Raw genomic sequence first — 19,878 nt, 5'->3', positions numbered from 1 at the left:
AAAGCCCCGTCGCATGACGGGGCTTCTGGAGCGACGTCGCGATTAAGCGGCGACGATGCTCACGTAACGGCGCATGAACTCGCCTTTCTTCTCGAACTTGATCACGCCTTCGATCTTGGCGAACAGGGTGTGATCCTTGCCCATGCCAACGCCGTAGCCAGCGTGGAATTCGGTGCCGCGCTGACGGACGATGATGTTGCCCGGCTTGATCACCTGGCCGCCATACATCTTCACGCCAAGGCGTTTAGATTCTGAGTCGCGACCGTTACGAGTACTACCACCAGCCTTCTTGTGAGCCATGGTTCAATTCTCCAATAAATTCAGGGGATCGGGGCGATTAAGCCTGGATACCGGTGATTTTGATTTCGGTGAACCACTGGCGGTGGCCCATGCGTTTCATGTGGTGCTTACGACGACGGAACTTGATGATGCGAACCTTGTCGTGGCGGCCTTGCGAAACGACTTCGGCCACTACTTTAGCACCAGCAACAACTGGAGCGCCGATGGTGACTTCTTCACCGTTGGCGACCAGCAGGACGCGATCGAAGGTCACGGATTCGCCAGTGGCGACTTCCAGTTTTTCGATCTTGAGGAATTCACCTTCAGCGACTTTGTACTGCTTGCCGCCGGTAACGATTACTGCGTAAGACATGGTATTTCTCCGATAATCCTGCTCACCCAGCGCTTTATATGATGAGTATTGGCTGGCATGGCTGCACAAGGCTGGAACGGCCCGGTGCAATTGCGTAAGGCAGGTGCTGCCCAGGAAGTTAGGGTGCGCGATTGTACGCAACCCCATAAATGCTTGCAAGTACCGGCCCGGGGCCACGGCCACCGCGCCTTGACACACCGGGACCCGCGACCTAGCATGCCGCGCAACCTCAATGGAGCAGCCGATGCAACCCCAATCCTTCTACCGCGCGGTAGCTGATGATTTCAGCGCCGTCGACGAGATCATCAAGAAGCAGCTGACCTCGCGCGTCCCGCTGGTATCGAAGATCGGCGACTATATCACCTCCGCCGGCGGCAAACGCCTGCGCCCGCTGCTGGTGCTGCTGTGCGGCAAGGCCCTGGGCCGCGAAGGCGACGACCTGCGCCTGCTGGCGGCGACCATCGAGTTCCTGCACACCGCCACCTTGCTGCACGACGACGTGGTCGACATGTCCGGCATGCGCCGTGGCCGCTCCACCGCCAACGCCCTGTGGGGCAACGCGCCGAGCGTGCTGGTGGGCGACTTCCTCTATTCGCGCTCGTTCGAGATGATGGTCGAGCTGGGCTCGATGCCGGTCATGCAGATCCTCTCCAAGGCCACCCGGGTGATCGCCGAGGGTGAAGTGCTGCAGCTGTCGCGCGTGCGTGACGCCAGCACCACCGAAGAGGTGTACATGGACGTCATCCGCGGCAAGACCGCGATGCTGTTCGAGGCCTCGACCCACAGCGCCGCCGCGCTGGCCGGCGCCACCGACGAGCAGCGCGAAGCACTGCGCACCTTCGGCGACCACCTGGGCGTGGCCTTCCAGCTGGTCGACGACCTGCTCGACTACAAGGGCGACTCCGAGACCCTGGGCAAGAACGTCGGCGACGACCTGGCCGAAGGCAAGCCGACCCTGCCGCTGATCTACACCATGCGCGAAGGCACCCCGGAGCAGGCCGCGCTGGTGCGCCAGGCGATCCAGAAAGGTGGCCTGGAAGACCTGGAGCAGATCCGCATCGCCGTCGAGGCATCCGGCGCCCTGGACTACACCGCGCAGATGGCCCGCGACTACGTCGCCCGCGCCATCGCCTGCCTGGAAGTGCTGCCGGCCAGCGAGTACCGGGATGCCCTGGTCGAGCTGAGCGAGTTCGCGGTCGCGCGCACCCACTGATTCATCGCAACACCCTCATCGCGGGGCAAGTCGCATCGGCGCACCGCCGCTCCCACGCCGGCACACATCATGGCGTGGGAGCGGCGGTGCGCCGATGCGACTTGCCCCGCGATGCTTTTGTGCATACAGGCGCAAAACCTTATACAATGTGCGCCTTTACCCGCCTGTACTTGAAAGGAAAAGCCGTGAGCACTCTGCCACCCTGCCCCCAATGCAACTCCGAATACACCTATGAGGATGGCACCCAACTGATCTGCCCCGAATGCGCCCACGAGTGGTCGGCCAACGGCGAAGCCGAAGCCGCCAGCGACGACGTGGTGAAGAAGGATTCGGTCGGCAACGTCCTGCAGGACGGCGACACCGTCACCGTGATCAAGGACCTCAAGGTCAAGGGTTCGTCCCTGGTGGTCAAGGTCGGCACCAAGGTCAAGAACATCCGTCTGTGCGATGGCGACCACGACATCGACTGCAAGATCGACGGCATCGGCGCGATGAAGCTCAAGTCCGAGTTCGTGCGCAAGGTCTGATCTCCTGCCCCTCGGGGCTGCCCTGCGGGCGGCCCTGACAGATCCTGCAACAGGATCGCCTGCACCATTTGGAAGATTTCTTCCAATAGTCCCTTGCTATTTTGATAATAAGAATTATTCTCATTGGAAACGCTATCCAAGGAGAATAGCCATGACCTATCTGATCGACGCCTGGCTCGACCGCCCCCACCCCTACCTGCGTATCCTCCACCGCGAGACTGGCGAAGTGTGCGCCGTACTCGAGGAAGACGCGCTCGACGAACTGCGTGACCAGGGAGACCTGGATCTCACGGGGTTGAATTCGAGTGAACCCGGGGTGCTCAAAGAGCTGGTGAGGAATCTGTTTCTGTTCTGCTATGCGCGGGCGTTGCGCCCGGGGGGAACCGATTGGAATTGAGGCCAGCAGCACTGGCCTCTTCGCGGGCAAGCCCGCTCCCACAGGTATCTCATTGCTCTCGATTGCAGCGAGGTTTCTGTGGGAGCGGGCTTGCCCGCGAATGGGCCGCAAAGCGGCCCCGGCGGCATTACAGAACGTCGAGCAGCTCGACGTCGAACACCAGGGTGCTGTGCGGCGGGATGCTGCCGACGCCCTGGGCGCCGTAGGCCAGCTCGCTCGGCACGTACAGGCGCCATTTGCTGCCGGCGTTCATCAGCTGCAGGGCCTCGGTCCAGCCAGCGATCACGCCACCGACCGGGAATTCGGCCGGCTGGCCGCGCTCGTAGGAGCTGTCGAACACGGTGCCGTCGATCAGGGTACCGTGGTAGTGGGTACGCACGTTGTCTTCGCGGGTCGGCTTGGCGCCTTCGCCTGCGGTCAGCACTTCGTACTGCAGGCCCGAGGCCAGGGTCACGATGCCTTCGCGCTTGGCGTTGAAGGCCAGGAAGTCCTTGCCGGCGGCAGCGGCGGCTTCGGCCTTGGCTGCGGCTTCGGCCTGCATCACTTCGCGGATGACCTTGAAGGCGGCCGACAGGTCTTCTTCGCTGACGCGGCTGTCGGCGCCGTTGAAGGCGTCGGTCAGGCCGGCAACGATAGCGTTCAGGTTGACGCCTGGTGGCGGGTTGTCACGCAGCTGGCCGCCCAGTTGGCGGCCGATGCCGTAGCTGACGCGGGATTCGTCGGTGGACAGGTTGAGTTCGGACATTGGCTTGCTCCGCTTAAGGGCGCACTGCATCCGCGCCCTAATGAAAAGGGCGAGCAGCCTAGCACACTGGTGCCGCGCGAAGCAGCTACCAGGCCGAACGCTGGGAAATCGGGACCTTGAGGTCTTCTTCCGGGTGCAGACCCAGGCCGCACATCTCGTCCTGCACGGACCAGTGCACCAGGTTCATCGACAGCAGGGGAAGCGCTTGCAGGAGCTGACGCGCATCTTCGACAGAGTGCACACGCAAGCGCTTGCCACGCGCATCGTCCAATGGGTGGGCACGGCCCTTGACCCGGGCCTCGAGCAGGTAGTCACCGCCCTCGATGGCGATCAGGTTGAGTTCGTCGACATGGCCAGCCCTGGCCTCGGTATTGAGCTGATGCAGGTTCATGGGCGTACCTCGCTGCGGGAACCACGCATGAGTGCTCATTTTTTGTACAGAACCTTGGATTAGACAAGGCACCGCTCGTCAGTTGCAGCGCATTGCCTTCTTCGCGGGTAAACCCGCTCCCACAGGGTTGGCAGAGAACCTGTGGGAGCGGGTTTACCCGCGAATGGCCCTTGCAGGCATCAGTGCTTGGTAATGCGATCCAGGTAACCCATGACAAACGCCGAGATGACGAAGGTCATGTGGATGATCACGTACCACATCAGGTAGTCGGTGGAGATGTTCTGCGCATCCATGAACACCCGCAGCAGGTGGATCGACGAGATGGCGACGATGGACGCGGCGACCTTCATCTTCAGCGACGAAGAATCCATCTTGCCGAGCCAGTTGAGCTTCTCCTTGCTGTCGTCGATGTCCAGCTGCGAGACGAAGTTCTCGTAGCCCGAGATCATCACCATTACCAACAGGCCGCCGACCAGCGACATGTCGATCAGCGACAGGATCACCAGGATCAGGTCGGCTTCGGCGAGGGTGAAGACGTTGGGCAGGACATGGATGATTTCCTGGAAGAACTTCAGGGCCAGTGCCAGCAGGCCAAGCGAGAGGCCGAAGTAGATCGGGGCGAGCAGCCAGCGTGAGGCATACATCGCGTTTTCGAGGATACGTTCCATGGACAGTAGGGGACTCGTGAAGTGACTGGAAAAGCGAGCGCGAGTATAGCCAGCCACCTGTGACAGCAAAAGCCTGCGGCTGGTTGCCGCACGTGGGAACGGGCTTTGTGGAGGCGACTTCGTGGGAGCGGGCTTGCCCCGCGATGGCGCCAGCCATCTTGTCACAATGGCCAGGCCGGGCCTTTATCGCGGGGCAAGCCCGCTCCCACGGGAACCTGGTTCCACAGCAAAGACGCTCAGGTCTCCGGATGGAACTGATAGTCCCCAAGATTGCGGCAACGCTCACCGTTGATCCGGCGCAACTGCGCCTGCAGGTGCAGGCACCAGATCTGCGGGTCTTCCGCGACCTGATAACCATGAAGGGTGAGGCTGTCGACGATGGCGTTCATCACCGACTCGGCCACCATCGGCCCATGGAACGGGCCCTGGGCCTTGATCGCCGAGGGTTGTTCGCCGGCCATGCCGGCGGCGAACAGCAAGGTCCACATGCCGTTGTCCCCGGCCAGCGGACGGATGCTGCATTCGATGCGGGTCACCAGGCCCAGGCACTGGCGGGTGAGGCTGAGGTTGCGCATGGCGGCGTCCCCTCTGTAAAGCCCTGTTCAGCCTGAAACCCTCAGGCTGTCTCCATCCTGAACCCTGACAACGTCCTTAAGTTCCACTTTAGCCGAGCTGAGGAAAAAGTTGGAAAACCGGCGCTGAACGGTAGCACATGGCCGCCAGCGCCGGTTTATTGACTCAGGCAGGCTTGGCCTGGGCGATGACCTCCTCCATGCGCTCCTTCTCGGCCTCCTTGATCTCCTCCTCGCTGATCATCTCGGCGATCACCCGCAGGCGCTCGACCACCCGGGCGTTGACGCTGCCCTCGGCGAATTCGCCCTTGTCGTCGACCGCGCCGGCTTCCTCGCCGACCAGCAGGCTCAGCGCCTCGTCGGCCTGGCTGACGGCGTAGACATGGAAGCGCCCGGCCTCGACCGCCTGCACCACCCGCTCGTCGAGCATCAGCGTGGCGACGTTGGCCCGCGGGATGATCACGCCCTGTTCGCCGGTCAGGCCACGGGCCTCGCAGAGGCGGAAGAAGCCTTCGATCTTCTCGTTGACCCCGCCGACCGCCTGCACCTCGCCGAACTGGTTGATCGAGCCGGTGATGGCGAAGCACTGCTTGAGCGGCGTGCGCGACAGCGCCGAGATCAATGTGCAGGCCTCGCCCAGCGAGGCGCTGTCGCCATCGACGTAGCCGTAGGACTGCTCCAGGGCGATGCTCGCCGAGATCGCCAGGGGGAACTCCTGGGCGTAGCGGCTGCCCAGGTAGCCGGTGAGGATCATCACCCCCTTGGAGTGGATCGGCTGGCCGAGGTTGACCTCGCGCTCGATGTCGACGATGCCGCTGCCGCCGGGGTAGACGGTGGCGGAAATCCGCGCCGGCATGCCGAACGCCGAATCACCGACCTCGAGCACGGTCAGGCCGTTGCACTTGCCGATCGCCGCGCCTTCGGTGTCGATCAGGATGATCCCGGCGAGCATGTCGTCGAGCACCCGCTGCGACACCCGCCCGGTGCGCTGGGCCTTGGCCTTGAGCGCGCGCTCGATGTGGCCGGCATCGGTCATGGCCTCGTTGGCCAGCTGGCGGATGAAGTCCGCCTCGCTGACCAGCTGGAACAGGTCGCCGATCCGTGCCGACAACCGCGACTGGTTCTCGGCCAGGCGCGCGCTGTAGGTGGCCAGGCGCGCCACCGCATCGCTGGTCAAAGGCGCCATGCCCTCTTCGTTGGTGCGGGTGCGCAACAGCTGGGCGAACTGCTCCAGGTTCTCGTCGACCATGGGCATGTCTTCGTCGAAATCCACCAGCACCCGGAACATCTCCTGGAAGTCCGAGTCGTGGTCCTGCAGCGCGTAGTACAGCTGGCGCGAGCCGATGATCACCAGCTTGACGCTGAGCGGGATCATCTGCGGCGTCAGGCTGACGGTGGCGACACGACCCAGTTCGCCCAGCGGCGACTCCATCTTCAGCTTGCGCGATTGCAGGGCGCGCTTGAGGGCGTCCCACACGAACGGCTCGCCGAGCATCTTCTCCGCTTCCAGGATCAGGAAGCCGCCGTTGGCGCGGTGCAACGCCCCCGCGCGCAACTGGCGGTAGGAGGTGTACAACGCACCCTGGTCGGTGCTGTATTCAATGCGGCCGAACAGGTTGTCGTAGGTCGGGTGCGGCTCGAACACCACCGGCGCCCCGCCCTTGCCGGGATGGCCGACCACCAGGTTGGGCGCGTACTGCTCCTCGAGCATCTTGCGCGCCACGGCGTCGGTCTTGCTGTCATCGACCAACTGCTCGACCACGGTGCGCAGCAGGTTCAGCTGCACCGATTGCAGGTAGGCGCACACTGCGGCGTTTTCCGCGTACTTCTCCGACAGCGGCGCCAGCAGCGGCTGCAGGGCGAGGGTGATGGTCTCTTCATTGAGCTGGCGCAACTGGTTGTTCGATTCGCGCTTCCACTGCGGCAGGCTGGAGAGCTCCTCGTTCAGGCGTTCCTCCAGCTCGGCGATGTCCTCGTGGAAGCGCTCGCGCAACGCCTCCGGCAGTTGGGCGAATTCGGCTTCATCCAGCGCCTTGCCATCGGCCATGGGGGTGAAGGCGACATTGCTGCTGTCGCGGTACAGGGCCACGTCCTTTTCCAGCGAGGCCCGTTCGATCACGTCCAGCGCCCGGTCGTAACGCTGGTTGAAGGCGCGGTCGATGGCGCTCTTCTTCTGCTGGTAGGACGGGTGCTCGAACACCGCCGGGAAGGTGGCCAGCAGGTTGTCGATCAGCCCGTTCATGTCGCTGATGAACTCATGGGCGCTGCCGGACGGCAGCTCGAGGGCGCGGGGCTCGCGGGAGTCCTCGAAGTTGTTGACGTACAGCCAGTCGGCCGGGGTGTGCTGGCGCTTGCCTTCGGCCTTGAGGTAACGCTTGACGAACGAGAAGCGGCCCGTGCCGGGCTCGCCCATCACATACACGTTGTAACCGGGGCGCGGCATGGCCACGCCGAACTGCAGGGCCTCGACGGCACGCTCCTGGCCCAGGACGCCACGAAACGGCTCCAGGTCGTCGGTGTTGGAGAAAGCGAACTGTTCAGCGGAGAAACGCCGGGTCAGGGCTTCGGGCGCGAGACGCAGGCGCGAGGCGACAGAATCGGGCATTGGGTTTCCTTACTTCGGCGGGGCGGATGGAAGGCATTCTGGCGCCGCCAGCGCGCAGCGGCAAGGCTCCGTGGGACTTTATGTCACAGCCCAACATGGCCGATCGCGCAAGCAATTTTTCGCAATAAACAACGCAACCTTTGGATCGTGCCTAAACTCCAAGCTGCGCAGGGGGATGGAAATCCTCCCGCCCTGGCAACCGCGTTGCCAGAACCCTGACCATTGGTACGTCACTTGAGAAAGAGAACAACGCTATGAAACGGATTCTTCTGGGTACTCTGTTCGCCGCTGTCTCGATCAACGCCATGGCCGAAGCGCCGGGCGGCCCGAACTGCGGCTGGGGCAACCTGCTGTTCGAGGGCCAGCGCGGCACACCGGCCCACTTCCTGGCTTCCACCACCAACGGCACCTCCGGCAACGCAACCTTCGGCATGACCTCGGGCACCAACGGCTGCTCGACCAAGGCCGCGCTCACCTATGGCGGCAAATCCTGGTTCGCCATGAACGGCATGATGAACGAGCTCTCCGAAGACATGGCCCAGGGCCAGGGCGAAGCCCTGACCACCTATGCCGTGGTCCTCGGTGTGGCGCCTGAAGACCGCGCGCGCTTCGCCGCCGTCACCCATGAGCACTTCCAGCAGATCTTCAGCAGCGCCGACGTGACTGCCGAGACTGTCCACTCCAACACCCTGGCCGTGCTCAAGAGCGACCCGCAACTGGCCAAGTACGCCACCGAGGCTTGAGTTCCACGCCTCCCGCCCCGGTTGCGGGGCGGGTTTGGCGCTTCACCTTCCGGCATCATCAGGATGTAGTTGCCCGACATGCTCAAACGCCTCGCTTCCCTGGCGCTGCTCGTCAGCGCACCGATTCATGCCGCGCCACAGCTCGACCCGGCCCGCGTCCAGCAGTTGGCGGCCACGCCCTACTGGATCGCCCTCGGACACTACGAAACCGCCAAGCTCGGCGGTTGGCGCAGCTATGTGGACGATCGACGCTTCTTCCTCGCCGAAGATGGTGCCCATCACCCGGACCAGGAGCTGCAGGCCACGGTCGCCGCCCTGTACGCCCCGGCCAGCCTGGGCGACAAGCATGCCCAGTGCGTGTTCCCCGCGCGTACCCGCTGGCTGAGTGAGCAGCTGGGCCTGACCGACCTGCCGAGCCCGGACTGCCAGGAGTTCAAGACCTGGTACACGTCCATCGACCCGCACAGCGCGACGCTGATCTTCCCGGCGGCCTACCTCAACAGCCCGTCGTCGATGTTCGGCCACACGCTGCTGCGCATCGACCAGTCCAGCAGCCGCCGCGACGACACCACGTTGCTGAGCTACGCGATCAACTTCGGTGCCTACATCGAAGGCAGCGACAACAGCATCCTCTACGCCTGGAAAGGCCTGATGGGCGGCTACCCCGGATTGTTCGCGATCATGCCCTACCAGGAGAAACTCTCCGAATACCGCAGCCTTGAGAACCGCGACCTATGGGAATACCAGCTGGACCTGACGCCGCAGGAAACCGGGCGCATGGTCGAGCACGTGTGGGAGCTCAGGCAGGTCAAGTTCGACTACTTCTTCTTCGACGAGAACTGCTCCTACCGCCTGCTGGAACTGCTGCAGGTGGCGCGTCCGAGCCTGGACCTGACCTCGCAGTTCCCGCTGACCGCCATCCCCACCGACACCGTGAAGGCGGTCAAGCAATCGGGGTTGGTCTCGGACGTGCGCTATCGCCCCTCCCGCGAGCGCGAGCTGCTGGCTCGCGCCGAGCCGCTGGCACATGAGGAAAAACAGCAGGTGCTGGCCATCAGCGCCGACACCACCCACCTGCAGAGCCCCGACTTCACCGCCCTGCCCCGCGAGCGCCAGGCGCTGGTGCAGGATGCCGCCTATCGCCTGGAGCGCTACCGGGCCAACGGCCAGGAACGCGACCCGGCCCAGGCCGCGCGCAGTTTCGAGCTGCTCAGGGCGATCAACCGCAACCCGCCGCCACCGCTGGCGATCGAGCGCCCAGGCCTGCCCGAGGACGGCCATCAGTCGCGCACCTGGCAACTGGGCGTCGGCAGCCGCGAAGACCGCGCCTATGCCGAGTACGGCCTGCGCATGGCCTACCACGACCTCAACGACAACCTGTACGGCTTCCCGCTGGGCGCGCAGATCGAGATCCTCCAGCTCAAGCTGCGCCAGTACGAGGGCAACGACTGGCAGGTGCAGCGCCTGGACCTGGCCACCATCCGCTCACTGACCCCACGCAATGAGTTGCTCAAGCCCTGGTCGTGGCAGGTTGCCGGGGGCCTGGAGCGGGTGCCGGGCAAGCACGACGACGAGGTGCTGGTCAGTCATGTCAATGGCGGCGCTGGCGGTACCTGGCAGCTGGGCGACGACCTGCTGGGCTTTGCCCTGGGCACAGTGCGGTTGGAACACCACAATGATTTCGCCGAGTTCATTTCGCCCGCGACCGGGTTCAATGGCGGGCTGCTATGGCGCAATGGGCTGGGCAACTTGACCTTGGAGGCCAAGGGCGACTACTTCACCAATGGCGAGGTAAGGCGCAGCATCAGCCTGAACCAGCAGTGGGAAATCAGCCGGGACCTGGGGCTGAGGTTGAGCGCTTCGCGGCAGTTCAGTCATCTGGCCACGGCGCAGAACGAGGTGATGCTGGAGCTCAAGTGGTACCAATACTGATCAACGTGGCCCGCTCCCACGACTGCGTCGCGATCCTTCGACAGCGTTTTGACATCGCGCCGACAATTCACCCCCTAGACTTTCCATCATTACGTCAAAGGTCTTGTGGATATGTCGCGGTATTGGTTGGGCCTGTGTGTCGCATTGCTGCTGGCGGGATGCGAGACCACCCATGAACAGATGGTCAACCAGGGCTATCCCCCCGCCTACGCCGACGGCTTCCAGGACGGCTGCAGCAGCGGGCGCCAGGCCGCCGGGCTGATGGCCGGCGACTTTCGCAAGGATGTCCCGCGCTACCTGCACAATCGCCAGTACGAAAGCGGCTGGGATGACGGCTTTCGCCAGTGCCAGGCGATGCAGTCCAACGAAGACCTGCGCGAATACCGCGAACGCTACTGGGACGAGCGCGACCGCGACTGGCAGCAGGAAAAGGACCAGGACGCCGCCCGCGCCTATCGCCGCAAGTGACGTCGCAAACGGACATCCGTTGCAACCCACAACCTGCCACCATGGTCTCCAGTACAAGGAGGCCCCTGCATGAGCCGAGCATTCGTCAACGAGGACCAGGCCGCCGCCCAGGCCAGCCAGCCGGTGGAGCGCCGGGTCAGCGACCAGCCCAACTATGTCACCGCCACCGGCTTTGCCCAGTTGCAGCAACGGCTGGCCGCGCTCAATGCGTTGCGCGGCGAACTACAGGCGCAGGGCGAGCCGGCCGACCAACAGCGATTGGCCGATACCGAGCGCGACCTGCGCTACTTCAACGCCCGCGTGCAGAGTGCACAGGTAGTGCCTGCGGCCACGTCCACGGAGAAGGTACAGATTGGCAGTCGGGTGCGTTTCGTCGATGAGGATGGCCGGGAGCATCAGGTACAACTGGTGGGCGAGGACCAGGCAGATGCTCTGCATGGGCTGATCAACTGGGGCTCGCCGCTGGGGCAGGCGTTGCTGGGGGCCGGGCCTGGGGATGAAGTGTTGTGGCGAAGGCCGGCGGGGGATCAGATGATCGAGATTATTGGAATCGAGGTTGAGGGTTGAGGGGCTGCTTTGCAGCCTTTTCGCGGCACAAGGCCGCTCCTACAGGGGATTGCGCTTTGCTGTAGGAGCGGCCTTGTGCCGCGAAAGGGCCGCAGAGCGGCCCCCTGCGATCCGAGATCAGACTACGCCCTGCGCCAGCATGGCATCGGCGACCTTCACAAAGCCCGCGATGTTGGCGCCTTTCACGTAGTTGATGCGCCCATCAGCCTCTTCCCCATAATGCACACACGCATGGTGGATCGACTGCATGATGTGGTGCAGCTTGCTGTCCACCTCGCCCGCGGTCCACAGCAGGCGCATGGCATTCTGCGACATCTCCAGGCCCGACACGGCCACGCCGCCGGCGTTGGAAGCCTTGCCCGGCGCATAAAGGATGCCGGCCTCGATGAAGATATCCACAGCCTCCAGGGTGGTCGGCATGTTGGCGCCTTCGGCCACGCAGATGCAGCCGTTGCGCAGCAGGGTACGGGCGTCCTCGGCGTTCAGCTCGTTCTGGGTGGCGCACGGCAGGGCGATGTCGCACGGCAGGCTCCACGGCGTCTGCCCCTTGCGGAACTCCAGGCCGAACGGCCCGGCCAGCTCGCTGAGGCGGCCACGCTTGACGTTCTTCAGTTCCATCAGCGCATCCCATTGCGCGTCGCTCAGCCCGGCTTCACAGAACAGCGTGCCTTCGGAGTCGGACAGCGAGATGACCTTGCCGCCCAGGTCCATGACCTTGCGCGCGGCGTACTGGGCAACGTTGCCGGAGCCAGAGATCGCCACGCGGCGACCGTCGATGCGCTTGTCCTGGCGCTTGAGCATCTCTTCGGCGAAATACACGCAGCCGTAGCCGGTGGCCTCCGGACGGATCAGGCTGCCGCCGTAGGTCATGCCCTTGCCGGTCAGCACCGAGGTGAACTGGTTGGCCAGGCGCTTGTACTGACCGAACAGGAAGCCGATCTCGCGGGCGCCAACGCCGATGTCACCGGCCGGCACGTCAAGGTCGGCGCCGATGTGACGGTACAGCTCGCTCATGAACGCCTGGCAGAAGCGCATCACTTCGGCGTCGCTCTTGCCCTTCGGATCGAAGTCCGAACCGCCCTTGCCGCCGCCCATGGGCAGCGAGGTCAGCGAGTTCTTGAACACCTGCTCGAAGGCCAGGAACTTGAGCACGCCCAGGTTCACCGACGGGTGGAAGCGCAGGCCGCCCTTGTACGGGCCGATGGCGCTGCTCATCTGGATGCGGTAGCCGCGGTTGACCTGGACCTTGCCCTGATCATCGACCCACGACACACGAAACAGCACGGCGCGCTCGGGCTCGACCATGCGCTCGAGGATGCCCGCCTGCAGGTAGTGAGGATTGGCTTCGAGGAAAGGCCACAGGCTGCGCAGCACCTCCTCCACGGCCTGGTGGAACTCGGGCTGGGCCGGGTCGCGCTGTTGCAGGCGGGCCAGGAAATCGTCGACAGATTCGATCATGGTAGACATCTCACCAAGAGGGATTGTTTTTGGTTTTTTCCCGAATGTACCAAGAACCAATCGCACTGGAACAGGGCGAGATGTCGTTTTTATGAAATTATTTAGTGCAATTTCTATAAGTGTATACAGAATCAATGACTGAATCGTGAGAGCGGGCTTGCCCCGCGATTGCCTGAGCGCGAGCCATCGCGGGGCAAGCCTGCTCCCACGCAAACAAAACAAACAGCATATTCCAGGCACAAAAATGGGGCCCCGAAGGGCCCCATTCTTGTGCAACCGAAACCGCCTTACTGGGCCAGTTTCTTGTGACGCACACGGTGCGGCTGGGCAGCGGCGTCGCCCAGGCGCTTCTTGCGGTCGGCTTCGTACTCGGTGTAGTTGCCCTCGAAGAACACCACGCTCGAGTCGTCCTCGTACGCCAGGATGTGAGTGGCCACACGGTCCAGGAACCAACGGTCGTGGGAAATCACGATGGCGGCGCCCGGGAAGTCCAGCAGGGCTTCCTCGAGGGAACGCAGGGTTTCGACGTCGAGGTCGTTGGACGGTTCGTCGAGCAGCAGGACGTTGCCGCCCTCCTTCAGGGTCAGGGCCAGGTGCAGGCGGCCACGCTCACCACCGGAGAGGTCCTTGACGAACTTCTGCTGGTCGCCGCCCTTGAAGTTGAAGCGGCCGACGTAGGTGCGCGACGGGATCTCGTAGCTGCCGATGCGAATTTGGTCGGAACCGTCGGAGATTTGCTGGAACACGGTCTTGCTGCCGTCCAGGTCCTCGCGGCTCTGGTCGACGCAGGCCAGCTGCACGGTTTCGCCGATCTCGATGCTGCCCGAGTCCGGTTGCTCCTTGCCCATCAGCATGCGGAACAGGGTCGACTTACCGGCACCGTTGCCGCCGATCACGCCAACGATGGCGCCCTTGGGCATGGCGAACGACAGGTTGTCGATCAGCACGCGATCGCCGTAGCCCTTGGTGACGTTCTTGAACTCGATGACCTTGTCGCCCAGGCGCGGACCGGCCGGGATGTAGATCTCGTTGGTCTCGCTGCGCTTCTGGAATTCCTGCGACTGCATCTCTTCGAAGCGCTGCAGACGGGCCTTGGACTTGGACTGGCGGGCCTTGGCGCCTTTGCGCACCCACTCCAGTTCCTCTTTCATGGCCTTCTCGTGGGCGCTCTGCTGCTTGGATTCCTGGGCCAGACGATCCGACTTGGCCTCCAGCCAGCCCGAGTAGTTGCCTTCGTACGGGATGCCGGCGCCGCGGTCCAGTTCGAGGATCCAGCCGGCGACGTTGTCGAGGAAGTAACGGTCGTGGGTGATCGCCACCACGGTGCCGGGGAAGTCGTGGAGGAAACGCTCAAGCCAGGCCACCGAGTCGGCGTCCAGGTGGTTGGTCGGTTCGTCCAGCAGCAGCATGTCGGGAGCCGACAGCAGCAGGCGGCACAGGGCCACGCGGCGCTTCTCGCCACCGGACAGGTGCTCGATCCTGGCGTCCCAGGCCGGCAGGCGCAGGGCGTCGGCGGCGACGTCCAGCTGACGCTCCAGGTTGTGGCCGTCGGCGGCCTGCAGGATGGCCTCGAGCTTGGCCTGCTCGGCGGCCAGCTTGTCGAAGTCGGCATCCGGGTCGGCGTAGGCGGCGTAGACCTCGTCCAGGCGAGCCTGGGCGTCCTTGATCACGCTGACCGCTTCCTCGACCACTTCACGCACGGTCTTGGTCGGGTCCAGTTGCGGCTCCTGGGGCAGGTAGCCGACGTTGATGTCGGGCATCGGACGGGCTTCGCCGTCGAATTCCTTGTCGACGCCTGCCATGATCCGCAGCAGGGTCGATTTACCCGCGCCGTTCAGGCCCAGCACGCCGATCTTGGCGCCCGGGAAGAACGACAGGGAAATATTCTTGAGAATTTCCCGCTTCGGCGGCACGACCTTGCTCAGCCGATGCATGGTGTAGACGTATTGAGCCAAAACCAAGCCCTCTATCAGATAGGTAAAGACACGCGCCCCGGCATGGGCCAGGGGGATGTAGTTACGGGGTGTCGTTGAACAAAGTGGGCCATTCTACGCCAAGTCGCGGCGTTGCACAGATGGGGTAGATGGCGGGGCCGCTCGGCGGCTATCGCGGGTCAAGCCCGCTCCCACGCCACGGCATTGTTTCGTGGGAGCGGGCTTGACCCGCGATAGGGTGAGCAGGCTCAGACGTGAGCTTGCTTTACCTTGCCACGCGGCAAACGGCAACGGTCCGACTGTTCGGACAGACGCGCGGCCCAGGCGGCCTTGACGCTGAAGCCACCGCTGCGAGCAGGTTTTTCAGCAGCCTTGGCGGCGGCGGGCTTGCTCGCGACCTTGGCGGGCGCGGCAACAGGCTTGGCAGGCGCCGGGGCGACGGGCTCGACCGCAGGCTTGGCCTGTTTGCGCAGTTCGGCCAGCGACGGCGTCTTGTTGGCACTGACGGCAGCCGTGTCCGGCTTGGCCAGCGAACGCTGGCAGGTCTTGCAGGATACGTCCTCGGCCACGGCCGTGCTGACCAGGGTCTGACTGCTACGCCCACAGGCGGAATCGAGGCCGTTGGAGGAATAGTGGGTAACCAAAACCGTACATCTCCGTTGCGTTGACTATGAAGCGGGCGGCATTCTCGCACAGGTTGCAGGGGCTTGCCGAACCGACATGACCGGCTGCTGACCAGACCGCGGACACACGGACTGGCACTTTGCCATATTTGAAGGCATGCTAGTCGGCTTCTCGCCTGCGTCTTATAGTGCGCAGCGACCACGGCACGCGCCGTGCATGCTGCGAGAACCCAACCCCTGCCATCGCCAGCCCAATCGCAGGACCCAACGCTTGACCAATCTCACGCAACCGTCATCCCTGCGGCCTGCCGACACCTCGGCCGGCGCACACCTGCGTGGCTCGCTCAAGGGGGCGCTGGCCCTGCTCGCCCTGGTTTTGCTGGGCTTGCTGCTGTGGCAACTGTTCGCCCAATTCCGCCATACCCAGGCCGACCTGCGCCAGCACAGCCTGGCGACCAGCGCCGAACTGGCCGACCACCTGAGCCTGAACATGGCGCTCAAGGCCCAGCAATCGCTGAACCTGGTCCAGCCTTACGTCAAACCACCGGCGCCCGCCGCCCTGCCGAGCCTGCTCACTACCTTGCAGGCGCGCCTGCCGGCCCTGCGCGACCTGGCCTGGCTGGACGCCGCCGGGCAGGTGCGCAGCGACAGCCTCGACGGTACCCCGGACCGTCAGCTGATTGACGACCTCCTGCAACTGAATCAGGGCCGCGCCTTCTTCTATGGCAACGGCCCCGACAATAAACAGGTGTACCTGCTGCTGCGCCAGCCGACCGAACAGGACCGCGGCTACTGGCTGCTGCGCCTGAGCCCGGACTACTACTCAGAGCTGACCCGTCACCTGGACGGCCCCACCCACCCCCTGTGGCTGCTGGAAAACAGCCGCAGCGGCGAGGTCATCGAGCACCACGGCCACCGCCAGACCAGCGATGAACCGCTGCAGAGCGTGATGCTTGCGTTCATCGACAACAGCACCTGGCAACTGCGCGGCCTGTTCGACGCCGGCCTTGCCCGCGACAAACTGCTGCCGGCGCTGATCGGCAAGTGCGTGCTGGTGCTGTTCTGCGCCCTGCTGCCGGTGCTGGCGCTGATCAACATGCGCCGGCGCCAGCGCGCCCTGCAGGAAGATCGCCGACGCTACCAGGAAATCTTCGAGGGCACCGGCGTGGCCCTGTGCGTGCTCGACCTCTCCAGCCTGCCCGGCCAGCTCGACCGCTATCACCTGCGCAACCGCGCCGCGCTCAAGCAGAGCCTGGCGCTGGACACCAGGCTGCGACGCACACTGCTGGCGGAACTGAAGATCACCGAGATCAACCAGGTGGCCCGCCAGTTGCTCAACGTCGACTGCCACGAAGGCGCCTGGCAGCGCCTGATCGAAGGCAGCGGCGACAGCCGCGACAGTGTCGGCATGCAGTTGCTCGACGCGCTGATCGAAGAGCGCCAGCAGCTTGAGCTGGAAGTGCGCCTGCCCGCCCCGCTGGGCGGCGAGCTGCACCTGTGGCTGATGGCCCGCCTGCCCCAGCAGCGCCGCGACTACCAGGCGGTGATCCTGAGCATCAGTGACATCACCAGTCGCAAGCAGGTGGAGCTGTCGCTGCTCGAGCGCGAAGGTTTCTGGTCGGACGTGGTGCGCACCGTGCCCGACCAGCTCTACGTGCAGGACGTCAACAGCCAGCGGATGATCTTCAGCAACCGCCACCTCGGCCAGACCCTGGGCTACGACCGCGTGGAGCTGGCACAGATGGGCGACCGTTTCTGGGAGATGCTCCTGCACCCCGGCGACGCCGAGCACTACCGCGCCCTTCGCCAGCAGCAGCGCGATACCAGCTACGGCCAGTCGCTGCACTGCCAATTGCGTTTCCGCCACCGCGATGGCGGCTGGCGCTGCTACGACATCCGCGAACAGGTGCTGACCCGCGACAGCGAGGGCCTGGTCACCCGCATCATCGGCGTGGGCAAGGACGTCACCGTGCAGATCGAGGCCAGCGAGTCCCTGCGCGACAGCGAGCAGCGCTACCGCATGCTCGCCGAGAGCATCAGCGACGTGATCTTCTCCACCGACAGCCAGCTGCAGCTGAACTACGTCAGCCCCTCGGTGCAAGCGGTGCTGGGCTACCAGGCCGACTGGATCTTCGCCAACGGCTGGCAGTCGATCGTCGCCAACCCCGCCCAGCTCAGCGGCGTCTACAACCTGCTGGAGCGGGTCAGCAAGGTGCTGGGCGACAGTGAGCAACTGGCCCAGTTGCGCAGCACCCTGCCCACCCAGCTGTTCCTGTTCGACTGCCTGCGCGCCGATGGCCGCAAGATCCCCATCGAATTGCGCCTGGTGCTGGTGTGGGACGAACACGAGCGCTTCGAGGGCGTGCTGGGCGTGGGCCGTGATATCAGCCAGCAGCGCCGCGCCGAAAAAGACCTGCGCATGGCCGCGACAGTGTTCGAACACTCCACCTCGGCGATCCTTATCACCGACCCGGCCGGCTATATCGTCCAGGCCAACGAGGCCTTCAGCCGGGTCAGCGGCTATGCCGTGGCCGAAGTGCTCGACCAGCTGCCCGGCATGCTCACCGTCGAACAGCAGCAGAGCGCCCAGCTGGGCTATGTGCTCAAGCAACTGAGCCAGCGCGGCACCTGGGAAGGCGAAGTGTGGCTCAAGCGGCGCAACGGCGAGCACTACCCGGCATGGGTGGGCATCACCGCAGTGCTCGACGACGAGGGCGACCTGGCCAGCTACGTGTGCTTCTTCACCGATATCAGCGAGCGCAAGGCCAGTGAACAGCGCATCCATCGCCTGGCCTACTACGATGCCCTGACCCACCTGCCCAACCGCACACTGTTCCAGGACCGCCTGTACACCGCCCTGCAACAGGCCGAACGGCAGAAGGCCTGGGTGGTGCTGATGTTCCTCGACCTCGACCGATTCAAGCCGATCAACGACTCCCTCGGCCATGCCGCGGGCGACCGCATGCTCAAGGACATGGCCGAGCGCCTGCTGGCCTGCGTCGACGACGACGACACCGTGGCGCGCATGGGCGGCGACGAGTTCACCCTGCTGCTGCAGCCCAAGGCCAGCCGCGAGCAGGCGCTCAACCGGGCCATCCATGTCGCCGAGAACATCCTCGAGGGGCTGGTCACGCCGTTCGTCCTGGAAAACCGCGAGTTCTTCGTCACCGCCAGTATCGGCATCGCCCTGAGCCCGCAGGACGGCAGCGAGCTCAGCCAGCTTATGAAGAACGCCGACACGGCGATGTACCACGCCAAGGAACGCGGCAAGAACAACTTCCAGTTCTACCAGACGGACATGAACGCCAGCGCCCTGGAGCGCCTGGAGTTGGAAAGCGACCTGCGCCATGCCCTGGAACAGAACGAGTTCATCCTCTACTACCAGCCGCAGTTCAGCGGCGACGGCAAGCGCCTGACCGGCGCCGAGGCACTGCTGCGCTGGCGCCACCCGACCCGCGGCCTGGTGCCGCCGGGCGACTTCATCCCGGTGATCGAGGAACTGGGCCTGGTGGTCGACGTCGGCGACTGGGTGCTGCGCGAGGCGTGCCGCCAGCTCAAGGCCTGGCACAAGGAGAAGGTGCGGGTGCCGAAGGTGTCGGTGAACATTTCCGCCCGGCAGTTCTCCGACGGCCAGCTGGGCACGCGCATCGCCACCATCCTCGAGGAAACCGGGCTGCCCCCGGCCTGCCTGGAGCTGGAGCTGACCGAGAGCATCCTGATGCGCGAGGTCAACGAGGCCATGCAGATCCTCGACAGCCTGAAGAACCTCGGCCTGAGCATCGCGGTCGATGACTTCGGCACCGGCTACTCGTCGCTCAACTACCTCAAGCAGTTCCCCATCGACGTGCTCAAGATCGACCGCACCTTCGTCGACGGCCTGCCCGAGGGCGAGCAGGACGCGCAGATCGCCCGGGCAATCATCGCCATGGCCCACAGCCTCAACCTGGCGGTGATCGCCGAGGGCGTGGAAACCCACGAGCAGCTGGAGTTCCTGCGCGAGCACGGCTGCGACGAGGTGCAGGGCTACCTGTTCGGCCGGCCGATGCCGGCCAACCAGTTCGAGGCGCAATTCAGCAACGAGACGTTGTTCATGTTCCAGTAATCGCTCCGCGGGTTTCTTCGCGAACGTCGTGGGAGCGGGCTTGCCCCGCGATGGGCCAGCCCTGGCCACATCATTTGACGGCCAAATCGCGGGGCAAGCCCGCTCCCACGCAGACCCCATACACCCTGGAAAACCGGACCCCAAAGTCAACTCCAGCCCAGAAACGGCGCGGGTTGCAACATGAGGGCCATTGGTCCGCGACTTGATGCCACTTCATATGCCAGCGGCGAATCAATCGGTTAGAATGCACCCCCAATTCTGCCCGATCCTTGAGGACCGCC

The 19,878-nt window shown here is 64.4% G+C and carries 17 protein-coding genes and 1 pseudogene; 8 read left to right on the top strand and 10 right to left on the bottom strand.

All coding sequences use genetic code 11. From position 1 onward, the window contains the following. Positions 1-42 precede the first annotated feature (42 nt). Positions 43-300, bottom strand: coding sequence for a 50S ribosomal protein L27 (gene rpmA / locus ACZ899_RS23330; RefSeq protein WP_003247464.1), 258 nt, complete (start codon positions 298-300; stop codon positions 43-45). A 37-nt stretch (positions 301-337) separates the two neighbouring features. Beyond that, positions 338-652 carry a 50S ribosomal protein L21 gene (gene rplU / locus ACZ899_RS23325; protein ID WP_003247466.1) on the bottom strand — a complete coding sequence of 105 codons (315 nt, stop codon included), beginning with the start codon at positions 650-652 and terminating at the stop codon, positions 338-340. Between the two features lie 244 nt (positions 653-896). Here rplU and ACZ899_RS23320 point away from each other — a divergent pair, with 244 nt between their 5' ends. The 3 genes from ACZ899_RS23320 to ACZ899_RS23310 all read left to right on the top strand — a co-directional run bounded on the left by ACZ899_RS23320 (position 897) and on the right by ACZ899_RS23310 (position 2,789). Beyond that, a complete protein-coding gene (locus ACZ899_RS23320; protein WP_186712958.1) occupies positions 897-1,865 on the top strand; it encodes a polyprenyl synthetase family protein in 969 nt (322 codons plus the stop codon). A 185-nt stretch (positions 1,866-2,050) separates the two neighbouring features. Then, positions 2,051-2,392 (top strand): zinc ribbon domain-containing protein YjdM, encoded by a 342-nt coding sequence (locus tag ACZ899_RS23315; RefSeq protein WP_046857186.1) that lies wholly within the window; start codon positions 2,051-2,053, stop codon positions 2,390-2,392. Between the two features lie 151 nt (positions 2,393-2,543). Then, the gene (locus tag ACZ899_RS23310) at positions 2,544-2,789 is read left to right on the top strand and encodes a PA4570 family protein (RefSeq protein ID WP_028691179.1); all 246 of its coding nucleotides are present in this window, start codon (positions 2,544-2,546) and stop codon (positions 2,787-2,789) included. 127 nt (positions 2,790-2,916) lie between these two features. Here the strand turns inward: ACZ899_RS23310 and bamJ are convergent, their stop codons facing one another. The 5 genes from bamJ to ACZ899_RS23285 form a co-directional block, all read right to left on the bottom strand. Continuing rightward, entirely contained in the window at positions 2,917-3,534 is a 618-nt protein-coding gene (bamJ, locus tag ACZ899_RS23305; RefSeq protein ID WP_203650529.1) for a BamJ family beta-barrel-assembly machinery protein, read from the bottom strand. A gap of 85 nt (positions 3,535-3,619) precedes the next feature. Beyond that, the gene (locus ACZ899_RS23300; protein ID WP_186712960.1) at positions 3,620-3,925 is read right to left on the bottom strand and encodes a DUF6482 family protein; all 306 of its coding nucleotides are present in this window, start codon (positions 3,923-3,925) and stop codon (positions 3,620-3,622) included. A gap of 179 nt (positions 3,926-4,104) precedes the next feature. Beyond that, positions 4,105-4,593 (bottom strand): TIGR00645 family protein, encoded by a 489-nt coding sequence (locus ACZ899_RS23295; protein WP_203650525.1) that lies wholly within the window; start codon positions 4,591-4,593, stop codon positions 4,105-4,107. A 236-nt stretch (positions 4,594-4,829) separates the two neighbouring features. Continuing rightward, complete coding sequence (locus tag ACZ899_RS23290) at positions 4,830-5,168, bottom strand: PA4575 family protein (protein ID WP_023631147.1); 339 nt, start codon at positions 5,166-5,168, stop codon at positions 4,830-4,832. Positions 5,169-5,331: 163 nt separating this feature from the next. Then, on the bottom strand, positions 5,332-7,770 hold the full coding sequence (locus tag ACZ899_RS23285; RefSeq protein WP_203650523.1) for a Lon protease family protein: 2,439 nt from the start codon (positions 7,768-7,770) through the stop codon (positions 5,332-5,334). Positions 7,771-8,024: 254 nt separating this feature from the next. Between ACZ899_RS23285 and ACZ899_RS23280 the strand changes: the two genes are divergently transcribed. The 4 genes from ACZ899_RS23280 to ACZ899_RS23265 all read left to right on the top strand — a co-directional run bounded on the left by ACZ899_RS23280 (position 8,025) and on the right by ACZ899_RS23265 (position 11,480). Beyond that, positions 8,025-8,513, top strand: coding sequence for a DUF3015 domain-containing protein (locus ACZ899_RS23280; protein ID WP_028691183.1), 489 nt, complete (start codon positions 8,025-8,027; stop codon positions 8,511-8,513). A 78-nt stretch (positions 8,514-8,591) separates the two neighbouring features. After that, entirely contained in the window at positions 8,592-10,445 is a 1,854-nt protein-coding gene (locus tag ACZ899_RS23275; protein ID WP_234561979.1) for an Lnb N-terminal periplasmic domain-containing protein, read from the top strand. A 111-nt stretch (positions 10,446-10,556) separates the two neighbouring features. Beyond that, entirely contained in the window at positions 10,557-10,913 is a 357-nt protein-coding gene (locus ACZ899_RS23270) for a hypothetical protein (RefSeq protein WP_234561977.1), read from the top strand. Between the two features lie 69 nt (positions 10,914-10,982). Continuing rightward, the gene (locus ACZ899_RS23265) at positions 10,983-11,480 is read left to right on the top strand and encodes a GreA/GreB family elongation factor (RefSeq protein ID WP_234561975.1); all 498 of its coding nucleotides are present in this window, start codon (positions 10,983-10,985) and stop codon (positions 11,478-11,480) included. 117 nt (positions 11,481-11,597) lie between these two features. On the opposite strand, the gene gdhA is transcribed toward ACZ899_RS23265, so the two are convergent. The 3 genes from gdhA to ACZ899_RS23250 all read right to left on the bottom strand — a co-directional run bounded on the left by gdhA (position 11,598) and on the right by ACZ899_RS23250 (position 15,516). Then, the gene (gdhA, locus tag ACZ899_RS23260; protein ID WP_203650517.1) at positions 11,598-12,938 is read right to left on the bottom strand and encodes an NADP-specific glutamate dehydrogenase; all 1,341 of its coding nucleotides are present in this window, start codon (positions 12,936-12,938) and stop codon (positions 11,598-11,600) included. Positions 12,939-13,225: 287 nt separating this feature from the next. Next, positions 13,226-14,893, bottom strand: a complete 1,668-nt coding sequence (ettA, locus tag ACZ899_RS23255; protein WP_186734197.1) for an energy-dependent translational throttle protein EttA — start codon at positions 14,891-14,893, stop codon at positions 13,226-13,228. 227 nt (positions 14,894-15,120) lie between these two features. Then, a complete protein-coding gene (locus ACZ899_RS23250; RefSeq protein WP_203650514.1) occupies positions 15,121-15,516 on the bottom strand; it encodes a hypothetical protein in 396 nt (131 codons plus the stop codon). 1,096 nt (positions 15,517-16,612) lie between these two features. Here ACZ899_RS23250 and ACZ899_RS23245 point away from each other — a divergent pair. Further along, a pseudogene (locus tag ACZ899_RS23245) lies at positions 16,613-19,597 on the top strand (sensor domain-containing protein); the annotation flags it as partial. Positions 19,598-19,878 lie beyond the last annotated feature (281 nt).

The sequence above is a fragment of the Pseudomonas sp. TE31087 genome (genome assembly GCF_057284075.1).
Note: the sequence above shows the minus strand (reverse complement) of the source record. Positions and strands in the feature narration are given on the sequence as shown.